General features: G+C 57.8%; 21 protein-coding genes. 12 read left to right on the plus strand and 9 right to left on the minus strand.

Annotation, left to right across the window (positions count from 1 at the left end):
- The first annotated feature begins 200 nt into the window (after positions 1-200).
- The 7 genes from APT89_RS23790 (at position 201) to dsbG (ending at position 6190) form a co-directional block, all read left to right on the plus strand.
- Positions 201-728: a hypothetical protein gene (locus tag APT89_RS23790; protein ID WP_239689079.1), complete on the plus strand. Its 528-nt coding sequence runs from the start codon at positions 201-203 to the stop codon at positions 726-728.
- Positions 729-1257: 529 nt separating this feature from the next.
- Complete coding sequence (locus APT89_RS04440) at positions 1258-1677, plus strand: hypothetical protein (RefSeq protein WP_060571812.1); 420 nt, start codon at positions 1258-1260, stop codon at positions 1675-1677.
- A gap of 5 nt (positions 1678-1682) precedes the next feature.
- A complete protein-coding gene (locus APT89_RS04445) occupies positions 1683-2243 on the plus strand; it encodes an RNA polymerase sigma factor (RefSeq protein WP_060571876.1) in 561 nt (186 codons plus the stop codon).
- An 87-nt stretch (positions 2244-2330) separates the two neighbouring features.
- The gene (locus tag APT89_RS04450; protein WP_028013210.1) at positions 2331-2699 is read left to right on the plus strand and encodes a hypothetical protein; all 369 of its coding nucleotides are present in this window, start codon (positions 2331-2333) and stop codon (positions 2697-2699) included.
- A gap of 48 nt (positions 2700-2747) precedes the next feature.
- Positions 2748-4772, plus strand: coding sequence for a protein-disulfide reductase DsbD family protein (locus tag APT89_RS04455; RefSeq protein ID WP_060571813.1), 2025 nt, complete (start codon positions 2748-2750; stop codon positions 4770-4772).
- A 6-nt stretch (positions 4773-4778) separates the two neighbouring features.
- Positions 4779-5390 carry a DsbA family protein gene (locus APT89_RS04460; RefSeq protein ID WP_060571814.1) on the plus strand — a complete coding sequence of 204 codons (612 nt, stop codon included), beginning with the start codon at positions 4779-4781 and terminating at the stop codon, positions 5388-5390.
- 41 nt (positions 5391-5431) lie between these two features.
- Positions 5432-6190: a thiol:disulfide interchange protein DsbG gene (gene dsbG / locus APT89_RS04465; protein WP_060571815.1), complete on the plus strand. Its 759-nt coding sequence runs from the start codon at positions 5432-5434 to the stop codon at positions 6188-6190.
- A 40-nt stretch (positions 6191-6230) separates the two neighbouring features.
- Here dsbG and APT89_RS04470 read toward each other — a convergent pair whose 3' ends face one another.
- From APT89_RS04470 to APT89_RS04510, 9 genes are all read right to left on the minus strand, one after another.
- Complete coding sequence (locus tag APT89_RS04470; RefSeq protein ID WP_028013206.1) at positions 6231-7523, minus strand: glycoside hydrolase family 10 protein; 1293 nt, start codon at positions 7521-7523, stop codon at positions 6231-6233.
- Positions 7524-7530: 7 nt separating this feature from the next.
- On the minus strand, positions 7531-7818 hold the full coding sequence (locus tag APT89_RS04475) for a VF530 family protein (protein ID WP_041909918.1): 288 nt from the start codon (positions 7816-7818) through the stop codon (positions 7531-7533).
- Between the two features lie 94 nt (positions 7819-7912).
- Positions 7913-10087, minus strand: a complete 2175-nt coding sequence (locus tag APT89_RS04480) for a glycoside hydrolase family 2 protein (RefSeq protein ID WP_060571816.1) — start codon at positions 10085-10087, stop codon at positions 7913-7915.
- A complete protein-coding gene (locus APT89_RS04485) occupies positions 10084-12750 on the minus strand; it encodes a hybrid sensor histidine kinase/response regulator (protein WP_060571817.1) in 2667 nt (888 codons plus the stop codon). The genes APT89_RS04480 and APT89_RS04485 overlap by 4 nt, the downstream gene beginning before the upstream one ends.
- Positions 12751-12761: 11 nt before the next feature.
- A complete protein-coding gene (locus APT89_RS04490) occupies positions 12762-13187 on the minus strand; it encodes a hypothetical protein (protein WP_028013202.1) in 426 nt (141 codons plus the stop codon).
- On the minus strand, positions 13184-14578 hold the full coding sequence (locus APT89_RS04495; protein ID WP_060571818.1) for a DUF3131 domain-containing protein: 1395 nt from the start codon (positions 14576-14578) through the stop codon (positions 13184-13186). Before APT89_RS04495 ends, APT89_RS04490 begins: the two co-directional genes overlap by 4 nt.
- The gene (locus APT89_RS04500; protein WP_045630442.1) at positions 14563-16110 is read right to left on the minus strand and encodes a DUF3131 domain-containing protein; all 1548 of its coding nucleotides are present in this window, start codon (positions 16108-16110) and stop codon (positions 14563-14565) included. The genes APT89_RS04495 and APT89_RS04500 overlap by 16 nt, the downstream gene beginning before the upstream one ends.
- Positions 16107-17426 (minus strand): DUF3131 domain-containing protein, encoded by a 1320-nt coding sequence (locus APT89_RS04505; RefSeq protein WP_060571819.1) that lies wholly within the window; start codon positions 17424-17426, stop codon positions 16107-16109. The genes APT89_RS04500 and APT89_RS04505 overlap by 4 nt, the downstream gene beginning before the upstream one ends.
- Positions 17423-19240 (minus strand): glycosyltransferase family 2 protein, encoded by a 1818-nt coding sequence (locus APT89_RS04510; protein ID WP_028013198.1) that lies wholly within the window; start codon positions 19238-19240, stop codon positions 17423-17425. Before APT89_RS04510 ends, APT89_RS04505 begins: the two co-directional genes overlap by 4 nt.
- Before the next feature lie 280 nt (positions 19241-19520).
- Between APT89_RS04510 and opgC the strand changes: the two genes are divergently transcribed.
- From opgC to APT89_RS04535, 5 genes are read left to right on the plus strand one after another with little or no spacing between them, the layout of a single operon-like run.
- On the plus strand, positions 19521-20738 hold the full coding sequence (gene opgC / locus APT89_RS04515) for an OpgC domain-containing protein (protein ID WP_045630440.1): 1218 nt from the start codon (positions 19521-19523) through the stop codon (positions 20736-20738).
- Between the two features lie 11 nt (positions 20739-20749).
- A complete protein-coding gene (locus APT89_RS04520; RefSeq protein ID WP_028013196.1) occupies positions 20750-21649 on the plus strand; it encodes a hypothetical protein in 900 nt (299 codons plus the stop codon).
- A 9-nt stretch (positions 21650-21658) separates the two neighbouring features.
- Positions 21659-22873, plus strand: coding sequence for a PP2C family protein-serine/threonine phosphatase (locus APT89_RS04525; protein WP_060571820.1), 1215 nt, complete (start codon positions 21659-21661; stop codon positions 22871-22873).
- The gene (locus APT89_RS04530; protein ID WP_028013194.1) at positions 22863-23201 is read left to right on the plus strand and encodes an STAS domain-containing protein; all 339 of its coding nucleotides are present in this window, start codon (positions 22863-22865) and stop codon (positions 23199-23201) included. The genes APT89_RS04525 and APT89_RS04530 overlap by 11 nt, the downstream gene beginning before the upstream one ends.
- Positions 23202-23627, plus strand: a complete 426-nt coding sequence (locus tag APT89_RS04535; RefSeq protein WP_060571821.1) for an ATP-binding protein — start codon at positions 23202-23204, stop codon at positions 23625-23627.
- The last annotated feature ends 15 nt before the right edge of the window (positions 23628-23642 follow it).

Below are 23642 nucleotides of genomic sequence, written 5' to 3' on the forward strand. Positions count from 1 at the left end.
CCCTGAGCGGTTGTTCCAGCCGACCGGACTATACACTTTCACCTCCTGCCAGTACGGAGTGGGTGACGGTGGCCGTGAAGTTTCCCCCTGAAACGGAGGTGGTGCCACTAGACGTTCTCTACCGTTCGGAGACCTGTAGGCGGGAGGATTATGATCCCACGACAGAATCACATATTCGTACCATTAGGGGATTCAATCCCATGCGCCTCTCACTAGGTTCACCAGACAATGCCGGGTTCCGCAGGGTCCGTGTTGCGCTTGATGGCGGTACAAAGTGTGGCTGGACACTTAGTGGTATCAGGGTCGGAATTCAGTTAGCTAAAACTTCAGCGCTGGTTCAAGGAAAAGACAATATTGCTGCAAATTATGTCTTTGATTTTGATGATGAGGGGTACAGCAATGCGTTTGGGAAAGGGAAGCCGAGAGAGATTAGAGGTAATTTGCATTTAGCTACAGATTTCTTCCCAGTCATTACTCACCATTTAGATGGGAAGATCTCTGTTAAATTGTTTGGCGGTGATACTCGCTATGAGCAGTGGAGTCGATATTACCGCGTTTCCAGTAACAAGCAAATACGTATAGATCCGGTTGTTTACTTGAATAAAATTGTGACTATCACCCCCCCTAATCCTCCCCCTGGGGATCTTAATGTAACCTATCCTGATGGCAGTACTGGAAAGGCTCCTTATATATATCCAGATTATAAAAAGCTGCTTTTGATGAGGTAGGTGTTAATTGTATTCGCTGAAGGATCTCTTTGAGATCCTTTTTACACCTTCGATTTCCATATCCGCTCGTTTTGTAAAATGTTGCATTTTTCAGCTTCGCTCACATTGAGCCAGGCGGTTAAACGTAGCCTTAACGTGCAATATTTCCGTTTATATATGGAGCCCAAGTTGTCTGCTCAGACGAAAAAGAACATCATTATCGCGTAGAGAGCAGGGTCTCTGATATCCCAGGGCTCACGCTTCCTGACCGGGAACAGGTAACAAACCGTGAGTACGAACCCTGGGAGAGAGAACATCTCATATTGGACACCGCCGTGTTATCAACGGCAGAGTGTGCAGATAAAATCCTGGAAATTAAGAACGCTGTAATCCGGCCTTAAACGATGAACAAGCGCCATCAATGGCTTTCACGGGGCGTGTGAAAATACGCTCCCCGCAAAATTGTTCATTCCCCCCAGCAATATTTCCCATCCTCATCCGTCTACCTCACCACAAGCCATAATCAGTTACTGTAAACGAGGTAAACACCATGAGAGATTTTGAAATGCACGGCAGAGGTCACGGGCGCGGATTCGGTCGCCACCGTATGGGCAAGGGATTAGTCATCGGCGCGGTGATTTTGATCGTGCTCGGCCTGCTGGTGATGTCCCTGTGGAACGCCTTGCTTCCGGCGATCCTGGGCGTGAAGGCCATCGGATTCTGGCAGGCGCTGGGCATTCTGGTGCTGAGCCGCATTCTGTTTGGCGGATTAGGTTTCCGCCCGGGGATGTTTGGCGCGCACCGGCGGATGCACGAGCGCTGGATGAACATGACGCCCGAGCAGCGCGAGGCGTTTATTCAGCAGCGTCGCGAAGGCTTTGGTCGTCACGGTCGCGGTCACTGCGGCTGGCACGGCCATCGTGACGATAAGCGCGATGACGCCGCGCCCAAAACCCCGGAAGCAGAGTGAGCGAAATGAAAGCCGGGGAGGCGGGCGGATCCATGCTGATGTCGGCGCTCAATGCCTGCCGCGCCCGGCTTAAAGCCTTCATTCGCGGACGGACGTCCGTTCGCGATGATGCCGACGACATTTTGCAGGAAGTCACGTATCAGCTGATGAAAGTGGAGCAGCCGGTCGAAAACGTCGCGGCCTGGCTGTTCCGCGCGGCGCGTAACGAGATGACAGACCGGGCGCGTAAAAAGCGCGAGGTGCCGCTCTCCGGCTATTTTACGGGCGAAGACGAAGAGGGTTTTCCCGAGGACGAGCTGGCCGAAACCCTGTTCGGCGTACCGCAAACGCCGGAGGAGGAGTATCTCAAAACGCTGCTGTGGGAAGAGCTGGGGCAGGCGCTGTCTGAACTGTCGCCGCCGCAGCGGGAGGTGTTTGAAAAGACCGAACTCCACGGCTACAGCATTAAAATGCTGGCAGAGGAGACAGGGGCCAGCGAGCAGGCGCTTCTATCCCGCAAGCACAAGGCGGTGCTGTTTCTGCGCACGCGGCTGCGGGATATCTACGACGCGCTGACGGGGGAATAGCGGCGATAGACAAAACCTTACACTTCCGGCACTTGTAGATTCATCACTATCGTTTATGATCGGGGCGTCTTGTTACTCTGGAATATTATGCGCAACCGTCAGCTCCTCGGAAAATGGCTTTTGATCATCACTTGTCTCGCGATGGCGATTTGCCTCGTGCAGCGTGCGGTGATGCTCAACCATTTTTTACAGGGACTGGATCCGCAGATTTCACTGAGTGCAGATGCCCCAACCCAAAGCAGCACCGAGCAGTCCGGGCCATCGCCCTGCCAGCTGGGCGCCCAGTCGCTTCTTTGTGCCCAGCCGCTGTTCTTCGACGGCGCGCTACCGGCTATCATTATCTTCTTCGCGCTGTTACAGCTGCTGACGCAAGGGCGGGCCTTTGCTCCCGCGGAACAGCCGGTTCAGGCACCGCCTCCCCGAATACACCTTAAAAACTGCGTTTTCCGTGAATGAAAATCATCGTCACCACACGATAATTTTTCACTGTTCACGGAGTAATACATGGTTAACCTCTTCAGGGGATTCGTCCTCCTGTGGCTGTCCTGCATCGGCGTTGCCCATGCGGCAGACACCGGCTGGCTGGTCTCCCCACAAAACGATCACGCCCGCATCCGCTTTCAGGCGGAGAGGGAACAAACGCACGTTAAAGGCCTGCTCACCGTTGAGCTAAAGCCCGGCTGGAAAACCTACTGGCGATCGCCGGGCGAGGGCGGCGTCGCGCCAAAAATCAGCTGGCCGGACGGCGTAACGGACAGCTGGTCCTGGCCGGTTCCGTCGCGCTTCGATATCTCCGGCATGACGACGCAGGGGTATCACGATAAGGTCACGATTCCGATCGTTCTCGACGGGGTGAAGAGCGACGCGCTCAATGGAACGCTCACGCTCTCCACCTGCAGCAACGTCTGCCTGCTGACGGACTACCCGCTGCATCTCGATTTTACCCAGCCGGTGGATGAGGGCTTCCGTAGCGAGTTCGAGCAAGCGATGCGCGCCGTGCCCGGTACGTCAGGCGTATCCGCAGATCTTTCCGCATGGCTATCCGGCGACAAGCTGGTGATTACCGGTACGACGGACGGGAAGTGGGACAATCCGGGGATCTACTTTGACCCGCTGGAGGGTGACATTCTCCCCGGCGAGCCGGCCATTAAGCATGACGGCAACACGCTTCGTGTGACGGTACCCATGACCGACGAATGGGGCGATAAACCCGCCTCGCTGGAAGGCAAGAGGCTGTCGTTTGTGCTGACCAATGGCGGTAACGCGCAGCAAACCACCATGACCGTTGGGGCAACTCCCGCAGAGCCTTCCGCGCCTGAAGGAACGGGTAAAATGGTACTTTTTGCCCTGCTGGGCGGATTGATCCTGAACCTGATGCCCTGCGTGCTGCCGGTAATGGGCATGAAGCTTAACAGCATCCTGCAGGCGGGATCGGACAGGCGCGCCATCCGGCTGCGCTTCCTGGCCACCAGCGCCGGGATCCTCACCTCCTTTGCGCTGCTCGCCGCGATGGTGACCGCGCTTAAGCTGACCGGGGCGTCGCTGGGGTGGGGCATTCAGTTCCAGAACCCGTGGTTTATCGGCCTGATGGTTGCCGTGACCTTCCTCTTTGCGCTGAACCTGTTTGGGGCGTTTGAGATGCTGCTGCCTTCAGCTGCCGCCGGGCGGCTGGCAACGGCAGGGGGCACAGGGCTTGGCGGCAGCTTCTGCGAAGGGATGTTCGCCACGCTGCTTGCCACGCCGTGCTCCGCGCCGTTCCTCGGCACGGCGGTTGCCTTTGCCCTTGGCGCGCCGCTGCACGCCCTGTGGCTGATCTTCCTGATGCTGGGCGTGGGCATGAGCCTGCCGTGGCTGTTCGTTGCCCTGGTGCCGAAAACGGCCATGCTGCTGCCAAAACCCGGCCGCTGGATGAACACGCTCAAAACGATCCTGGGCCTGATGATGCTGGCCTCTAGCCTCTGGCTGGTCACGCTGCTGAGCCTGCATCTCGGTGAGGCGGTCAGCCAGATCGTGATGCTGGTGCTGATCGTTATCGCGCTGGCGCTGTTCGCGAAGAAGGGGCAAACCTCCTCGCCGTTATTCTGGGTCGTGGTCATCGCGCTGTCGGTGTTCGGCGGGTATCAGCTGCGCGGGTTGCTCAACACACCGTCTGACGCCACCACGCAAAGCGTCGCACAGACCATCCCGTGGCAGCCGCTCAGCGAGGAGGCCATTGAGCAGGCGCTGGCGCAGGGGAAACGGGTGTTTGTGGATATCTCGGCGGACTGGTGCGTGACCTGCAAAGTTAACGAGCACCGGGTACTGCGTCAGCCGGACGTTATTGCCGCGCTGAGCCAGCCGGACGTGGTGGCCCTGCGCGGAGACTGGAGCCAGCCCTCCGCGCTGATCGCAGAGTTTCTCGCGAAGCGAAACCGCTACGCCATTCCCTTTAATGAGGTCTATGGCCCCGGCACGCCTGAGGGGGACATCCTCTCGCCGCTGCTGGACAAGCGCACCCTGGTCACCACCCTGAACAACGCAAAAGGCTAATGTATTATGAAAAAATTCCTTATTACGCTTATGCTCCTGCTGGCCTCGGCTCAGGTCATGGCAGCCCAGCCGCTGACGCCGGACCAGGAACAGCGTGCGCAGAAGATGATCGCTGATTTCCTGTTTAACGATCCGGATTCGCCGCGTATTGGCGCGAAAAATCCAAAGCTTACCCTGGTGGTGTTTACCGACTATAACTGCCCGTACTGTAAGAAATTCGATCCTTACCTGGAGAAGATCGTCGAAAAACATCCTGATGTGGCGGTGGTCTTTAAGTTTTTACCTTTCCGCTCGGAAAGTTCGCTGACCGCCGCGCGCGACGCGTTAACCGTCTGGCGCGCGCATCCCGAGCAGTTTATGAAATTTAACCATACCCTGATGGCCAAAAAGGGATACCACGATGACGCCAGCATTCAGGAGGCGCAAAAGCGCGCGGGGGTGAGCGTCAGCGCGCCGGATGACGAGAGCATGGTGTCGATCAAACGCAGCCTGATCGTCGCGGAAAAAATGGGAATTCAGGGCACGCCCGCCACGCTTATCGGCGAAGGGCTGCTGCCCGGCTGGGTTCCTTTTGAACAGTTCGACGAAATGGTCAGTGAGGCACTGAAAAACCGCTAACCTGAAGGGGGCGGAATGCCCCCGACAAACCGGAGAGGGAAATGAAAAAATTACTGTTACTTTCGGCGCTGGCGACCTCAGGGCTGGCCCAGGCCGCTGATGCCATACCGGATGTGGTGAAGCAGTTCAGCGAGCAGCAGCAGATCAAAATCATTAAGAAACTGGATGCCCCTGGCGGGGCGCCAGCCTGGCTGGGGCAGTATCAGGACATGGGCGTGACGCTGTTTTTAACGCCGGACGGCAAGCACGTCATCTCGGGCTATCTGTACGATGAAAAAGGAAAAAACCTCAGCGAAGGCTATTTCCAGAAAGAGATCTACGCTCCGATGGGGCGCGAGATGTGGAAGAACCTCAACGCGGCGCATCCCCTGAAGGAAGGGGCAGATAACGCCCCGCGTAAGGTCTTCGTCTTCGCCGATCCGTTCTGCCCGTACTGCAAGCAGTTCTGGGCTGAAGCGCAGCCGTGGGTGAAGGCGGGCAAGGTTCAGATCAACACGCTGCTGGTGGCGTTTCTTAACCCCAACAGCGGGCGTAACGCCTCTGCGATCCTGAATGCGAAAGATCCGGTTTCGGCCTGGCGCGAATACGAGCTTTCCGGTGGGAAAAAATTGCCAAAACCTGAAGGGGACGCTTCCCGCGAAACGGTAGCGATCCTGCAAAAGCATCAGGCGCTGATGGACAGCCTGGGCGCAAACGCCACGCCGGCCATTTACTATCTGAATGCGGAAAACGAACTGCAGCAGGTGGTCGGTATGCCGGACGCGCAGCAGCTTGAGGCAATGTTCGGGCCGAAGCCGTAAGAAATCAGGCAGAAACGGGGTGTTTCTGCCTGATAGTCACTTAGCTACCCCAGCGTCCTTTGAGGTAGTTCACCGCCTGCTGGGTCTGCGGCTGGTTCAGGTAATCTTCCCGGAACAGGATGGTGCCGTTCACGTTGGGTAGCGAATCGTTAAGGTCGAGCTGTTTTTTTAGCTCCGGCACGCCGCCCTGTACCGTCCAGTCCGGCTCATTTTTCGACGGTTCGCCCACCTTGTAAAACGCGATACCGATATACAGGCGGGTGTGGGTCGGCTTGACGACGTCGGCCCACCATTTGGTCAGCACGTCGTAGCGCGCGGCGTCCCGGGAGAAGGGCCAGTATATCTGCGGGGCAATGTAGTCCAGCAGGCCCTGCTGCACCCACTGACGCGTATCGGCGTAGGATTCATCGTAGGCCGCGGCGCCGCGCGTGTCCGAACCCGCCGGGTCAAAGGAGCGGTTCCGCCACACGCCCGCCGGGCTGACGCCAAACTCCACGTTGGGCCTGGTCTGCTTGATCGCGCGGGAGACCTGCACGATCAGCTGCTGCGTATTGTGTCTGCGCCAGTCGGCTTTTGAGGCAAATCCCTGGCCGTACTGCCGCCAGGTTTGCGCGTCGTTGAGCGCGGATCCCGGCGATTCGGCGTAAAAGTAATCATCAAACTGCACGCCGTCTACCGGGTAGTTTGCCACCACTTCGGTCACCACTTTGGTTATCCAGTCGCGCACTTCGGGAATGCCCGGGTCGAGAACAAAACGATCTCCGGAGACGCGTACCCATTCCGGGTGCTGAACATAAACGCTGGACGGGGTCAAATATGAAGTCCGGTTCAGGGCGGCGATGGTTGAGGGCTTAGTATTGGTCGACACGCGGTAAGGGTTGAACCAGGCATGAACCTTCATGCCGCGCTTGTGCGCTTCATCCAGCATAAACTGCAGCGGGTCGTAACCCGGATATTCGCCGATGTTGCCCGTCAGCATATCTGACCACGGTAGAATTTTTGATGACCAGAGCGCGGTGCTGTCCGGCTTCACCTGGAAAAATACGGTGTTAATCCCGAGGCGCTTAAGGTTGTCGAGCTTGCCGATCAGCGCCTGCTTTTGCATGGTGATGCGCTGGTCGGCGCTGCGGCCGTTCACCGAGGCCACCGGCGGCCAGTCGAGACGAGAGACGGTCGCCAGCCAGACCCCGCGCATCGGCTCGTTTGCCTGCTGCGTCGGTTTGCTGGCGGTGGGAAGAGGGGTAACCAGTGATTTAGGTGGTTTTGAGGAGCAGCTTACAAGTAAAAGCGCGCAGGCAGCCAGCGCACCGATCCGTTTTACGTGTCGCGTCATTTGCGTATTAGCTCTTGATAATCCGACTGTTAGCCCAGGGATTAAAGGCGGGCGCCGCCTGTTCTGCGCTTTCCTCATCGTTGAGGGAGTCCAGATACAGGGCTTCAACTTCCGCGCGCGCCCACGGGGTGCGGCGCAGGAATTTCAGGCTCGATTTAACGCTGGGATCTTTTCTGAAACAGTTAATTTTGATGCGGTCGCCCAATTCGCTCCAGCCATACTTCGCCACCAGGGCGTTGACCATCATCTCCAGCGTTACGCCATGTAAAGGATCTTTGGAAATGTGTGCAGTCATAGGCGTCCGGATGTCTCGATTTTTAGGGGATTGGGGTAAACGCTGAAAGGGTACAAGAAAGCAGGGGAAGCGGCAATTTTCCTTTTCCCCTCGCTCACTTTATGACGGACTCCGTGCGCTGATTTTCACCGACAATTTTTCCCGCGCTGTTTTCAATCGTAAACCGAATCGACACGTCGTCCTGGCCCACGGGCGTAGCCGTCAGCGTTTTGACCATCGTTCCCGAGTCTGCTGCGATCGTCATCGTCGTCGTGCCTTTAGCCAGCACCTTGTCGCGCTGCGTGATACGCCAGGTCAGGCGGCATTCGCTGCACGGTTTCCAGGTGTCGTTGATGGCCCAGAGGCGCACGGTCGCCGCCGCGCCGGATTGCCACTGCGCGGTAACCGGTTCAATGGACGGCAAAACAGGCTGGTACGCGCGCTGGAGCGCGTAAAACCCGGCTTTAGGTTTACGAAGGTAGTCCACTACGCCCCAGTTGATGGAGGGCCAGGTTTCCACAAACATAAAGTGGAACAGGGCCGTCACCGGCTGGTATCGCTGTCGGCGATAGCTTTCGGCCGCCGTGGCCACCAGCTGAGACTGGTACGCCTGGGTATTGCGTATCATCGCCTGAATATTCTTCCCGCGCGAAATACCGGCGAACTTAAAGGTCTGGAAGGGCTGAAAATTATGGTATTTCCAGACGGTCCAGCCGGGATCGTCGGCGGCAGTCGTTTTTGGCCAGAGCGACGCCGCCGGGATGATGGTTTTTAGCGTTGACAGGCGGGGAAGCGCCTGCGCGCCGAACTCGGTAATGATCCCCGTTTTGGCTGGGGCAAGCAGGTCGCGCACGGTGCCGAAGTACCAGCCCGCCCAGTAATGCTCCTCAACGGCGGAGAAGCGGTGCACGATGCGGGAGGTATCTTCGGCAAGCGTATCCGCCACCTTTTGCGTGAGCTCGCGATTCAGATCTTTATTCCAGTCCGGGAAGCGTTTTTCCATCCACGGCGAGTTCCACGGCGGTTCGTTATGCCCGCCCCAGACGATGATGGCGGGGGAATTGCCAAACTGTTCGATCATCTCCCGCGTCTGTCGAACCGCATTTTCCGTGAAAGCCGCACTGTTGTTGTAGCCCCACTGCAGCGGAACATCCTGCCAGATCATCATGCCCATCTCATCAGCCACGTCATACAGCGCGCGCCCGGCAACGTGTCCGTGCACGCGTATGGCGTTGGCGTTCATGGCTTCCACCAGACGAAGGTCGCGTCGGTATTTTTTTCGCGTCATGGTACCGAGCCAGGGGGAACCGATGTAATTGCTGCCCTTAATAAAAAGGCGCCTGTCGTTTATGAGCCAGCCCTTATTGTCGGGCTGCTCGACGATTTTGCGCAGCCCGGTGCGGGTTACCGCCGTGTCCATTAAGCCGTTTGCATCCCGCAACGCCACGCGAACGTTATACAGGTGGGGTTTCCCCGTGCCGATCGGCCACCACAGCTTTGCCTTCGGCATGGGCAGCGTCACCTGCACGGAATGGGCACCGCTTTCGAGGGTAACCGGAAAGTCAGCCTGATAGGGCCTGCCGCTGAAGTTGGCGGGCGTGGCGGTGAGCCGCACGGTCGCCGGGCCCTGACCGAGCGCGCGGTAGCGAATCTCCGCTTTTAGCGTCGGGAGAGTCAGCCCCTGCGACCAGTCGGGCCGCAGGATGGTCTCATCAAGAGTGGCGCCTCGGCTAAGGTGCAGCCGGACCGGTGCCCAAATGCCGCCCGAGTTAGCGTCCTGTCCTTCCGGCGACCAGGCGCCACCGGGACGCGTGTCATGCTGATTCAGAACCCCCTTCATGACCGTTTTATGCAAAGGCCAGATCTTGTGCGGATCTTCGTAGGGGCTGTCTACCCTGACGATGAGCCGATTGTGACGTTGTAACGCCGGGCTGGCGTCCAGCGAAAAGCGCTGAAAGTAGCCCTCATGCTTGCCCAGCGGCTGGCCGTTCAGGGTCACCTCTGCCAGGTAATCGACGCCGTCAAACACCAGGGTACTCATCACGTCGGGGGGCTGCACGGGCAGGGTAAACGCGTGCTTGTACCACAGCGCACCCTGATGATCGTACCCGGCGCTGTACCAGTTGGCAGGAACCTGAAGCGGATGCCAGCCTGATGCGGCAGGATGTGCGCTGTCATTGGCATCCTGAACCTGCCATTCTCCGGCCAGAGACCAACTGACCGGCGCAGAATTCGCCACCGCGTGGGTGGTCAACAGGGCAACGAGCAGCGTGCAGTTGCGAGCGTTCATTTGTTTACCCCGCGCGCGTTGAGCCACGCCATCAGGCGCAGCGATTCCTGGCGAAGATTTTCTTTCAGGGCCGCAAGCTGGCGCCCATCCAGCGTATGCGCGTCGCTTTCCAGCACCTGCAACTGCTGTGCGAGCGTGCTGAAGTCCAGGGTGACGGCTTCTCCGCGCAGCTTGTGGGCCGCGCGTCGCAGCGCCTCGCGGTCGTTGCAGTCGATCGCCTGGGTAATGGTTTTGATTGCTTCATTTAGCCCTTCGCCAAACAGGGCCAGCAGCTCCTGTACCAGGGTGGGATCGTCAGCGCACTGCTTCAGCAGGCGTGCTTCATCCGGAAAACCGGAGGCGTCTTCATGGTGCTGGAGCACGCGGGCAATCTCTTCAGCGAGACGCTCCTGGCTGATGGGTTTGGCAATATAGCCGTCGAACCCCATGTTCAGGCAGCGCTCTTTATCCCCCTGCATGGCGTGTGCGGTCATGGCGACGGTGGGTTGAGGCGGTCCGGGCCGGGACTGCTCTTCTTCACGAAGCAGGCGAATGGCGGTCTCACCGTCCATCTCTGGCATCTGAAGGTCGATCAGTAAAACGTCCCACGTATCCGCGCGCCAGCGTTCCAGCAGCGCGACGCCATTGTCGACGATCTGACAGCTATGACCGAGCCGCTCGAGCAGGCGCGCGGCGACCTTCTGGTTGACCAGATTATCTTCAGCCAGCAGGATCCGCAGTCCCGTGGCTGCAGGCGAGGCGACAGGCGTGGGCGTGCTTTCACCCACGGGTGCTGGCGAACGTTCAAACGCGGCGGCAATCGCCTGATGTAATTCATCCTGGGCGATAGGCTTATGCAGATAGTTCTTGATTCCGATCCGCTTCAGCATATTGATATCAAAATGTCGGCTCATGGAGCTCAGCATGATGATATGGCTTTCAGCAACCTGCGGCAGAACCGAAAGCTCAAGGGCCAGAGACACGCCGTCCATATCCGGCATCTGCGCGTCCAGCAGGATCAGGGGCCACGCGGTTCCCGTTCTAACCCGGTCAATGGCCTCGCTGGCGTTGTTAACGCAGGTGGGTTTCAGTCCCATCTGGCTGAGCATCGCGGCCAGCAGCCGCAGGTTGGTCGCGTTATCATCAACCACCAGTACGGGTTCACCGTTAAAGCGCTGGCTATGTGGGCGCTCTCCGGGCGCAAGGGGCTCCGCCGCCAGGGGCAGCGAGAACGAAAATTCGCTTCCTTTTCCCGGCTCGCTGTAGACCGTTAATTCGCCCCCCATGGCCGCAACCAGTCTTGCCGAGATGGTTAGCCCGAGCCCCGTACCGCCATAGCGGCGGGTGGTTGAGTTATCCGCCTGGCTGAAGGCTTCAAAAATAGCCTTCTGCTTATCTGCCGGTATGCCAATGCCGCTGTCGCGCACGCGAAAACGCCATCTGCCCGCGCTATCGCCGGGCTCAACCACCAGGATCACTTCTCCCTGATGGGTAAATTTCAGCGCGTTGCCCAGCAGATTGGTCAGGATTTGCCGCAGCCGCGCGCCGTCAACCAGCAGCACGTCGGGAACGTCGGGCGCAATATCAACCAGCAGCTCGATGCCTTTTTCGCTCGCACCCGGCATGTGCGGGCGAATGAGCGACTGAATAAAGGGGCGGACAGGTACGGGTTCCGTCTCCAACTCCACTTTGCCGGCTTCAATTCGGGAAAAGTCGAGAATATCGTTGATGATATGCAGAAGCGACTGGGCAGAGCTCATCACCAGGGTCAGATAGTCACGCTGATCGGCACTCAGAGACGTATCCAGGCACAGCTGGGTCATGCCGATAATGCCGTTCATCGGGGTACGAATTTCATGGCTCATATTCGCCAGGAACGCGCTTTTTGCCTCATTGGCTTTTTGTGCCTCAATGGCCGAGGCGAACGCCTGAATTTCAGCCTCTTTGCGCCGCGTAATATCCTGCAGCGTGCCAATAACGCGCTCTGCGTTTCCCTCAATGGAGAGCGTAACCACCTGGCCGGACAGCAGCATCCAGCGCAGTCCTTCGGTAGGGTGATGCACGCGAATTTCACATTCAAAGACCGGACGATGATCCTGCTTCGAAGCGTGCAGCGCCTTGCGTAGCGCTGCGCGATCGTCCTCGTGGACCTGATTGAGGAGAAAACGCACCGGATATCGCCACTGTGTGCGCGACTGACCCAGCATGGCAAGCAGGGTATCGTTGACCTGGAGCGTGTCGCCGGAAACCTGCCAGTCCCAGATCCCGATATGAATGGATTCCGCCGTCAGCAGAAAGTCGTCATGCAGCTGGTGGCGCGCGCGCTGCGCTTCATCCAGCTCCGTAACATCGCTGTGCAGGCTGACAATACCACCGTCCGCAAGCCGCTGATGCTGGACGAAGATCCGCCGCTGGCCCGCCTGGCGCACCTCGCAGTGTTTATCCTGCCGACAGTTGCGCACGATCGACTCGCGCAGCGTCTGACGCAGGCCGGGGTCGACGTTGTAAACGGCATCGATAAAGCGTTCCGCCAGCGCCTCAAGTGTCGTTCCCACCTTCAGCCACGGGGTAATGACCGGATAAAACAGGGCCACGTTGTGATTCCAGGCCTGCAGGCATTCATTACGGTCATAAATCATGACGGCGGCCGGCAGCGCGTTAAGATCGTACGTGAATGAACTCATCGTGATTCCCCCTACGCGCGGTAGTGCAGTTCTGCCTGTCGGCGAAGGTATTCCAGCCCGGGCGCGATCGCCATGGCCCAGGCGGTAAGGATCTCATCGTCGCACTGCGGATCGCGCAGGCTCACCGCGTTCAACATCGCTTCGCGCCACAGGGCAAAAAACCGCGGGGGAAGGTGGAGGCCGTCGTCGCTTTGCTCCCGCGCCAGGCGCTCGAGAAAATCAGGGACGATCAGGGCGCCGTCGACCGCGAGCATGGCGAAGAAGCTTTTAAACAGGGTCTGCTGGCCCTCCCGATCCGGCAGACGAGAAAAATGCGCCTCGGTTTCGGGTGACATATGGACGAAGGCGTCATAGAACGTCTGAAAAAACGCGGTTTTTTCATTATTCGGAAAGACGCGGTTCAGGCTGGATTCAAACAGATCGCGATAGAACTTCACGGCGTCCTCCTTAGGGTGCTTTCGCCCGGCAGACAGTGTCCGATGGGCGTGTATTGCTCCGCCAGGCGGCGTGAGAAGTAGCTCTCTTTCTTCGACCGACGCACGTCAAAAAGCGGCCCGGCGTTGTGTTTAAAGAAGAGGGCTTCCAGCACCGTGGCGTTGGTCGAGAGGGTTAAGGCAGCGTTGGTATCGCCCGTGGCTTCCTGGCGGCCTTCATACCAGCCTTTCTGCGGATCGTTAAGGTGTTTGGTGACCGTCATCAGCACGTCGGTGTACGGGGTGTCCCACAGCGCCCACAGGGCAAAAACCGCTTTAGTCGATACCTGTGCGAAACGGGTGTAGTCCCGGCCATCGTCTCCGACAGAGTTCCAGGCATAGCCATTTCCCCAGACGGTATCCTGGATATGCCAGGGCGCCTGAGAGAGCGTGAAATCTGCCCTGGCCGTCAGGATTTTATCTGTCTCCCAGCGGGTCTTCTGGCTCAGCCAGACGTTTTCGGCCTGCTTGCGCAGACGCTGTTGCAGATCGGCCGCAACGCCTTCTGGCTCCCAGCCAAACTCCAGGCCCGGCAGCATATAGGGAAGGGTGGTAATCAGAGAGGGCTGCCACGTGGTGCGCGGATCGCGGGCATCGACGGCCAGACGCCGCTGGGCGATGATGACGTGGTGCGCCGGGGGCGTAAATGCTTTATCCGGGGAAAATCCCCACAGCTGAAACGCCGTCGCGGCATATTCACTTTCGCCCAGCCGCAGTTCCTCCCGCACGACCGGCTGACCGTTTTGCAGGGAAGAGGACCACAGTTCGCCTTCGCTGTCGATGACCGGGCAGAAATTCCAGCGCAGGATAATTTTATCCAGGTATTCGCTGTACTGCGGCTCCCGCTCTGCGGTAAGGCGCAGGGCGAGCATCAGACGCGCCATGTCGCGCGCGGACCAGCCGTTTTTGTTGGGCTTGCCGCTAAAGTCGACTGGCGTCGCCGTCTGGCTGGAATAGAGTCGACCCGGCGTTCGGGCATCGGTCAGCATCAGGCGGTTAAGGGTGCCCATGAGACGGGTTAAGCGAGCGTCATACTCGGCGTCCTCAATCAGTCCCAGCTCTTTTGCCGCCAGCAGGGCGATAAGCGTATCGCCCATTTGCCAGAGCGTGACGCGGGGCTGTTTGTCGCTCCCGTTGACCAGTCCCGTTTGCGGCTGGGTATTATTGACGAAATAGCGCCAGGCGATCGTCGCCCACGTCTGCTCTTCCGGCGTCAGGGCGGCGATACGCGCGCTGGAGTGCCAGCCGCCGTGGATTAGCCAGCGCCAGCCTGCGCCCTGATGACCAAACAGGGCAAAAATGACCCCGCCTGCAAGGAGTAATCCCGCGAGCCCTCTGGCTAAGGTTTTAAGCATTGCGCAGTCACCGGAGGCAGTTTAACGGGCTCGTCTACGCTGCATGACGCGCACTGACAGGCCTGACAGGCGGGTTTGGTACGCTGCGTGACGCCGGTCCGGTCGCACCAGCTTTTTATGGCCGGTGTGCTGCTAAGGAACGGACGGCTGCGCAGAGCGTTGTTCTCTTCAAACTGATCGAGCAGCTTGCGATCCCACAGCGACGGGGCAAAATCCTTGCTCTTTGGGTTGTCGGTGTTGAAGGCCAGCAGTTTTCCCTCTTTCTTGAACAGCAGGGCTTCCAGCATGATGCCGTTATTATTCGCGGTGAACTCTTTGATCGGGCCGTCACCGTTTTCATACAGCCCTTCGTAATAGCCTTTTCCCTCTTCGTTGGCATTCTCAATCGTATTCAGCAGGCGGTCGGTATAGGGGGAGTTCCACAGCACCCACATGCCCAGCGCCGCCTTCAGCGATATCGCGGCAGCGTTGGGGACGAACTGACCTTTATCGGTAATGGTGTTCCAGTTGTATCCGTCGCTGAAGACGGTGTCATAGACGAAGTAAGGGGCCTTATCGAGCTGGTGCTCGGAGCGCGCGGTGAGGACGCCGGTAATGGTATAGCGATTCTCCTGAGCCTGATAAACGCGGTCAGCAAAGTTTTTCATCCACGTCAGGGAGTAGTCGCGCGGAGCGTTATCCCGGTCGGTCGGTTTATCAAAGCCGAACTCCAGCCCGTAGAGCAGGTAGGATTCCGTCACCACGTAGTTATGCTGCGACGTGTTGCGCGGGTCGCGCGTATCGTACGGGACCAGCACGCAGTAGATTTCGGCCAGCTCGTAAGGCTGAGGACGGCTGGCTTTACAGGTATTAAACCCCCAAAGCTGGAACCCGGCCGCGCCGTACTCTTCATAGCCCAGCCGACCTTCCTGAACGTACTTCGGCTGGCCGTTCTCGAGATAGGCCCCGTACAGCGTGCCGCAGGGGTCGATCGCGTGGCTGAAATCCCAGCCGAGCACCACGTTATCAATGCTGTTGCCGTATTCCGGATAGCGCTCTTTGACGATTTTCAGCCAGACCAGCATTCGCCCGATATCCAGCGCCGAGAAGCCAATTTCGCCGGGCTTGTTGGTGTAGTCCACCTTCTGGGCGCTGATGGTGTTATAGGCCTTGTTGGGCAGCTCGTTGCGGAACAGTACCAGGGTGTTTAACGTGGCGAGAAATTTCAGCATCCGGCGGTCAAATTCCGCTTTATCAATGATCCCGAGCTCGCGCGCCGCCGTCAGGGCGGCCAGATAGGAGGCGCTGTCCCACATGGTGGTGGAGGGAAATTTGTTGACCGCATTCACCAGGCCCGTCGTGGGCTGATAGTTGGTGACGAAATACTGCCAGGCGTTTTTCGCGATGGTCATCTCTCGGGCCGTCAGCTCGCCGCTGCGCGGGGAGTAACCTGATGCAGGAAGCTCGGTGTCCGCACGCACGGTCGATAACGCCAGCCAGCAGATCGTTATTCCCGTGAGCAGGTGGAAAAGGATCGGGGATCGTGGCTTCATGGCGTTGCTCCTGCTGAGGGGGAAGTGTAGAGGCAGGCCAGACAGAGCATCTGACCATGCGCGATGTAAGACAGACTTTCCAGCACAATGGCATTGGTATCGGCGTCCACGACGGCATTAACGCTGTTGTTGAGATTTAATCCGCGCTGCCAGCCTTTACCCGGTACCTGAAGCGGCAGAACCTGCTGGCGCAGCGCTTCGCTCCAGCTGTTGCGGAACAGGGCATACCAGGCAAACGCGGTGCGGGTGGAGGTAATTGCCACTTTCTCCGGCACCTCGTCGCGCAGGTTGCGCGCCTGTACCGGCTGCCTGTTCGGCAGATCGTTGACGTAATCCGGCGCCGGTTCGGCGTAATCCGTGCTGACAGGGGGTTTTGGGCTGCGCAGGCTATGGCGCCGCTGCTGGATCTGCATAATCCGCCACGCAATCTCAGCGCTCTGCGCGTCAAAGCCCAGTTCAAGGCCGGTTAACAGGTAGGGGAGACTGATCAGGGAGGTTTGCTTGCCCCAGGGCGTGCGTAGCCCTTCATCCGGCACCATCACGCCGTCCAGATCGATCATCTTTTGCCCTTCAGGCGGGTTGGTTACCGCGAGGCCTGCCGCGCTGTCAATCAGGCGCAGCGTATGGCTGGCATAGAGACGGTAGCCAAAGCTGTCCCGCTGTTCGTCATCGGTCAGCGTCCAGTGATGGAGCGGCACGGCCGCCTGGCTTTGGACGTTATGTTCAATCAGAGCGCCGGTGTTCCAGAGGCTGAAGAGATCGTGGATAGCCGCCGCGTGCTGAGGATAGCGCCACAGGAGGGTCTGAAGCGCCGTCAGCAGGCGGCTCAGCCCAATTGCCGAGGCGTCGGATTTGCCGAGGATTTTCAGGGTATCCGCATGGTAATACGCGGCTGGCAGGCCTCGCTCGTTGAGCGGCAGCTGCCCCAGCGCGAACAGGGCCGTACCGATCCTCTCGTCGAACTCATCGGCGGAAATAATGTTGAGCTGCTCTGCGGCAGCGGTCGCAAACAGGTAGCTTCCCACGCTCCAGAGGCTCAGCCAGGGTTCTCCGTCGCTGGCATTCGGCAGGCCGTTTGGCTGGGTATTATTCACGTAGTATTGCCAGGCGACTCGCGCCCAGATGGCTTCGTCATAGGTCAGGGCGCGTTTCGCAGGCAGCGGCGGGAAGTCTTTGCTGAGCGCGATGCCGCCGCTGCTTTCCACGCGCGTGGGCATCTGTTTCTCCACCCAGACCACAATGGCAAAGCCGAGCAGGAACCCGAGCAAAATGGTGAGGTAGCTGCGCGCGGGCAGCAGGGCATCACGTATCCTCATTGGGTGACCTCATCCTCTTCGGCGGGCGTCCACATGGCCGCGAAAATCAGCGGCAGCATGGCGGCGATGTTCACCCCTCCCCAGAAAATATTGATGACGTAGCCGGAGGGGTCGTCCACCTGTCCACGCGCCACCTGAATACCGCCCCAGATAAGCCCTGCGAGGGTCAGCACCACAATGGCAATCTGCGGCTTCACCAGGTAGAGAAAACGGCCCGTCTGCCGCTCTTTTGGCGTGACGTGAAATTTGATCTGCTCGCCCCGCAGCACGGTATTGAGCGCGCGCAGGTTCATGGAAAAGAAGGAGAGGTAAGAGGCCCTGCCGTCCCAAGCCGAGATCCCCCATGTCCCGAACATAAACGCCAGTTCAGAGAAGATAAAAAAGGGGAGAAAGTGGAGATAGAACGGCGTCGACCAGGCGGATACCGGCGGAATGCCGGTGAACAGATAGATAATGGGCGAAATCAAAAATACCGTGTTCCACACGCAGGCCATGTAAGACCAGAAGGTGGTGGCATACATTAGCGTCTGGGGGAGGGAAAGCCGGAAGCGGCGACGGCTGAAGATATTGTCATGGAACAAAATATCCAGCGAGCCGGCGGCGTATTTAAAGCGCTGGATCATCCAGGTCAGCATATCCTGCGGAGAGAGCATCTTCGACTCAACCCGCGGATGCATAACCGAGCGCCAGCGTCGCGCGGCGTCTCCGTGCAGCAGCACCGAGGTGTAAATATCTTCCGAGACGTGAAATTTGTAGGGGGTGAGCTCGGTGTCAAACGCCACGTGCGGGCGCATCGCCTCCTGCAGCGCTTCGCGGGTTTCTTCATCGCGGATGTCGCGGGTGTGGCGATGGATCTCCTCTTCGACGGACCAGACGTAGCTTCTCAGCGCGGCTTGCATGACCGCCTCGCGCCGGTGGATGGAGGCCGCGCCGCAGCAGAAAGCCGCGTTCGCCCAGTTGCGCCGCCGCAGGATCACGTCATAGAACATGCGCGGATCGTTAAAAAACGGGTCGCGGCCTACGGTGACCGGGCCAACACACTTTTGAATCAGCCAGCCCAGACCGTAGCCCACTTTTCCGGCTTTTCGCTGGCCCCAGCGTGACAGATTTTCTCCTTCCGGAAGGTCGAAGAACCACTGCGGCGTCTGCACCCAGGCCACGTCCGGATCGCGAAAATAGCCCAGCGTATGGCTGAGAAGGGTGGGAAATACGCGGGTATCGGCGTCGCAGATAACAATGAAATCACCATCGGTTTGCTCAAGACCGTTGCGCAGGTTGCCGGCCTTAAAGCCGATGTTGGTCTGGCGGCTGATATAGTTAACGCCTTCCTCATCGCAGACGGCTTTCATCTCCGGGCGGCGACCGTCATCAAGCACGTGGATCCGGTAGTCAATCGGATACGGGTAGGCCATCTTCAGGGCGTCGCGAATGGACAGCCTGACCAGCTCGGTGTCTTCCGAGTAGGTGGCAATGAACAAATCCACTTTAACAGGACGAGGTTCTACGGCCTCTTCCGGAAACAGGCATTCGTTGATTTCGCCGGGGGGCGGACACTGGGGGGGATCCTGTTCTTTCCATAAGTTGATGGTAAACAGCACGGTCCCTATCCACGCCAGCGTTTCGGCGAGGACCAGCGGTATGGCATACCATAGTGCGTCAGTATTCAGGGAGGCGGTCCAGCGCCAGTAAATATAATTTGCACCCAGAATAAGTGCCGCGACCGCTAATACCTGCCAGGTCATCATGACCCAACGCGGTGTTGTTAACGGTTCCGGAGGACGACGATGTTCAAAACGGGAAAAATAAAAATCCATAGTTCCGGCGTTCCTGATTCCGTGAAAATGCAGACCCATTCTGCTGCGCAGACAGTTGCCCAAAAGCGAAAGAAAATAGCGAGTAAACAAGATTTAAGATAAGTGTAGAACGCCGAATAAAAGTGTCCAGCGTCGTTTTTATTAATATGAAGTGGTGGTTAATTTGGATTTAATTCTGCTTAATATGTTTCATCTGCCGGTGATAAATTGCAGTTACTATTCCTTTAGACTATCTACTTTATTTAGACCTTAATTTTCGTTTTCAGGCAAAGGACACCCTATGAGCCATGTTGCGCCGTCGATTGCGCAAGAAGATGACGCTAAATCAATAACATGGAGGTATTCCGTTGCAGGTGCCCGTGACCTGAGAATTGACTTTATGCGCGGCATTGCCCTCGTCATGATGGTCGTGGCGCATACGGAGGTGATGTCGATATTTAATATATTCTCCTGGGAGCGTTTTGGGTTAACAACAGGTGCAGAAGGCTTTGTCATTCTCTCAGGGTTTATGCTGGGAATGCTGAATCGCGCGCGTCTGCAAAAAGTGGTTTTGCTTACGGTTTCCTGGGGGCTTTATCTCAGGGCATGGAAAATATATCGCGTAAATATCATTATCATAGTGTCGTTTATTCTGCTGGCCTATATCCCACATATTAACGTTTTCGAGGTCACCCATTTTACCGACCGATTTTCAGGTCAAAGCTGGTCGCTTTATCCTGTGACGCCGCAAATTAAAGAGACCTGGTTCAACATTATTCTCTATTTGCAGATCGGCCCCCACCAGACGCAAATTCTCGGACTGTATATCTTTTTGCTGCTACTCAGCCCGCTATTTTTAGGGATGCTGCAGAAAGGAAAAGTCTGGTGGCTGTTAGGGCTGTCGCTGCTGGTGTACAGCCTGTGGCAGCGGTGGCCGCTTCGGCTGACGCCGTCGGAATTCGAATTTGCCTTCCCGCTGCTCGCCTGGCAGTTCATCTTTGTGCTGGGCATGGCCAGCGGCTGGTATAAAGCCGAACTGCTCTCGTTCGCCCGGACGCCCCCGGGCAAAGGGGTGGTGGTGGCGCTGGTCATGGTGTCACTGGTGCTGGGATTTGTTGCCCAGAACCATACCAACCCGTTTATGCCGCCCGCGCTGCTGATGCACGTCATCCCGCCTGACAGCTTCAATTCGTTTTATCACACCTGGGCGGCGAAGAATGGGCTGGGCCCGGTGCGGGTATTGAACGATATCGCCCTGATGGTCACCGTCTATCTGGTGCTGACGTATTGCTGGACGCCGCTCAACCGCCTGCTGGGATGGTTCCTCATCCCGCTAGGGCAGCACTCGCTCTATACCTTTATTTTGCATGTGTACGTGGTGCTGCTGGTGAGTCAGTTCATCACCTTCGATTTATGGCGTCACGCCTGGATAGAGAACACGTTAGTGCATGCGGCGGCACTGGGTATTTTGTGGCTGATGGCAAAATACGACGTCGGCGCAGGCTGGATACCTAACTAAGGATGGCGGTTATGCGCGAAAAATGGCTTCTGGCGGGCGTGCTGCTCGCCGCGATACCCGCCGCGGAGGCGGCGCAAAGCAGTGATAAAGAAACCCTGCGCGATAAGAACGGTGAACCCGTTCAGGCAGGCGTTTTTACCAGCCGTTGGGGGCGCCTGTTCTCGGGTAACGACAAGAAATTCTCAGGTGCGCTGAGCTTTAGCTCGGGACTGAAAGAGCAGTGGATGAGCATTCCTAACAGTTCAGACACCGCCACGGAAAAGAAAAAGATTAACCAGACGCTGAATCTCAGCCTTCAGTATTCCCCCTACAGCTTCTGGTTTGCCAACATTACGTCCCGACTGCCGGTCAGAGACACCAGCCGCTACACCGCCGATTTTCGCTACAGCTTCGGCTACGATGACTGGCACGCCAACACCGTGAGTCTGGTTTACAGCAACTACGGCGATAACCATTTCTGGACATCGGGCAGCCGACGACACACCTATTTCGAACAGGGCGCCTTCACGCTGGCCTATAAGTTTTCGTTACCGAAACCGGTTGAAAACACGCTCCTGATTAATAAAGGGGATTCCATCATTTGCCAGGTCGGGTACAGCTGGGTACCGCGCTACTATGACCTCAGCAGCGATGACATCCGCAAAAATAAAAACGTCATGCTCGGCGGCTGCGGCTACACCTTCAAACAACATTTCTTCGTTCGCGCGACGGCATTCTGGTTCCCGGACAGCAGCCAGCAGCAGCCCTGGAACGGCGATTACAGCTACAGCTTCGGTTATGCCGGCTATACGCCGGGTTCGTTCTCCATCCAGTACGCGAACTATGCGGGAACGCGCTATCCGGGGCACGGCAACGGGAATGCAAAATTCAGGGAAGGGACCGTGAGCCTCATCTGGTTCTTACCGCTTTAGGAGGGATGTATGTCGGCGCTGCACGTGTTAATCGTTGAAGATTCGCTGATTTATCGTCGGTTACTCTCCCGAATGCTCACCCAGTGGGGATATATCGTGAGCGAGGCGGAAAATGGTGTCGACGCGCTGGAAATCTTGTCCAGCCAGCCGGTCAGCATGGTGATAAGCGACTGGGAAATGCCGGAAATGGACGGACTGACGCTGTGTCAGACCATCCGCAACCGTCAGTTTGGCCGCTACGTGTATATCATCCTGTTGACGGCCCGCGAGAATGCCGGGGACGTGACGCAGGGGTTTGATGCCGGAGCGGATGATTTTTTGAGTAAGCCCGTTGAGCAGGCTGAACTGCGGGCGCGGCTTCATGCCGGGGTCCGTATTCTGACGCTGGAGGCGACCCTCGCGGCGCACAACAAGCGCCTGAGTGAAGCGTTGCATCAGATTGAAAAAGATCTGGAACTGGCTGCGCGCGTTCAGCACTCGGTGCTGCCTTCACGCCGCTTACGCTATGATGACTACTTCTCCGACTGGCTTTTCCTGCCGTCAGCCTGGGTTTCGGGCGATGTGTTCAATATTTTCCCTCTGGATTCACATCTGGGATTCTATTGCGTTGATGTCTCGGGTCACGGCGTGGGGGCCGCGATGATGTCCCTCGCGGTGGCTCGCCAGTTTTTACATGGCCGGGTGGTGGATCGCTTTCTGTTTACCGAAGAGGGGGGGATTCAGTCACCTGCGGAGGTTGTCAGGATGTTGAACAGCCGCTTTTGCAGTGAAGAGAGCGACATCACCAGTTATTTCACGCTCATTTACGGCGTGATCGATCCAGAGACTGGCGAAGGGTGGCTGTGCCAGGCCGGGCATCCTACTCCCTTCATTGTGAATGCGGACAGCGCCGTCACGTCCGTGGGCGATGGCGGACCGCCGGTCGGGCTAATCCCGGATCTGAGCTGGGAAGACGTCGCGTTTACCCTCCATCCGGGGGATCGCTTATGCTTATTCAGTGACGGTATTACCGAGTGTGAGAACGTCAGCGGCGAGCAGTTTGGCACGCAACGTCTCGAACGCTGGCTTCATGAGCATGCCCGGCTCCCCGTTGACCAGCTCCTGCCACGGTTCGGTGACCACCTGACCGGCTGGCGCAATGCAAATCGTGATGAACCGATCGCCTTAACTGATGACGTGTCACTGCTCGTGATTGAGCGTCAGGGAGAACAGAATGATAATTAACACTGAACGATTACCGCATGCCAACATTCTCACGCCCGCGGTCCGACGGCTGGACGCCTCCGTTGCTGCGACGTTTAAAGCGTCCGTGACGGAGGAAATCGGCAGCGATCGTAAAGCCTTAATCGTCGACTTTAGCAAAGTGGATTTCATCGACAGCAGCGGGCTGGGGATGCTGGTGTCGTTGTTTAAGCTGATGAACGGGAAAGGCGACATGGCGCTGTGCTCTCTGAACCCCGGGATCATGAACATGTTCACCCTGACCCGAATGGATCGCATCTTCCGTATCTATCCGGATAAACATAGCGCGCTTGCGCAGCTGGGGCAGTAGATGCAGAGGCCAGAGCATGCTGAATTTCCGGCGGCGATCGCGTCACTGACGCCGCTGTCCGACTGGCTGAGAGACAGGCTGAGCGCGCTTCCCGTCGATGACGAGTGGCGTTTCGCCTTCGATCTCGCCGTTTGTGAAGTGGCAACGAATATCATCCGCTACGCGCTTCATGAGGATAATTCGTGCGTCTTTAGCGTACAGTTCGCCATCCGCGGCAATGACGTCTGCCTTGTTTTTATCGACGCAGGTGACGCGTTCCCGCAGGAGCGTCTTGAGATCGCCCGGCGAGACCGTTTCTGCGAAATGTCGCCGCTGCTGGAGAGCGGCAGGGGGCTGATGCTCATATTGCTGAGCGTCGATCGTTTCACTGTTGAACGCGTGGCGGGTGAAAACATCGCCACGCTTGAAAAGAAAATACGTGTATGATCTGCGGGCCATACG

The sequence above is a fragment of the Enterobacter sp. 50588862 genome, assembly GCF_001462935.1.
In the GTDB taxonomy this organism is placed as follows: Bacteria; Pseudomonadota; Gammaproteobacteria; order Enterobacterales; family Enterobacteriaceae; genus Enterobacter; species Enterobacter bugandensis.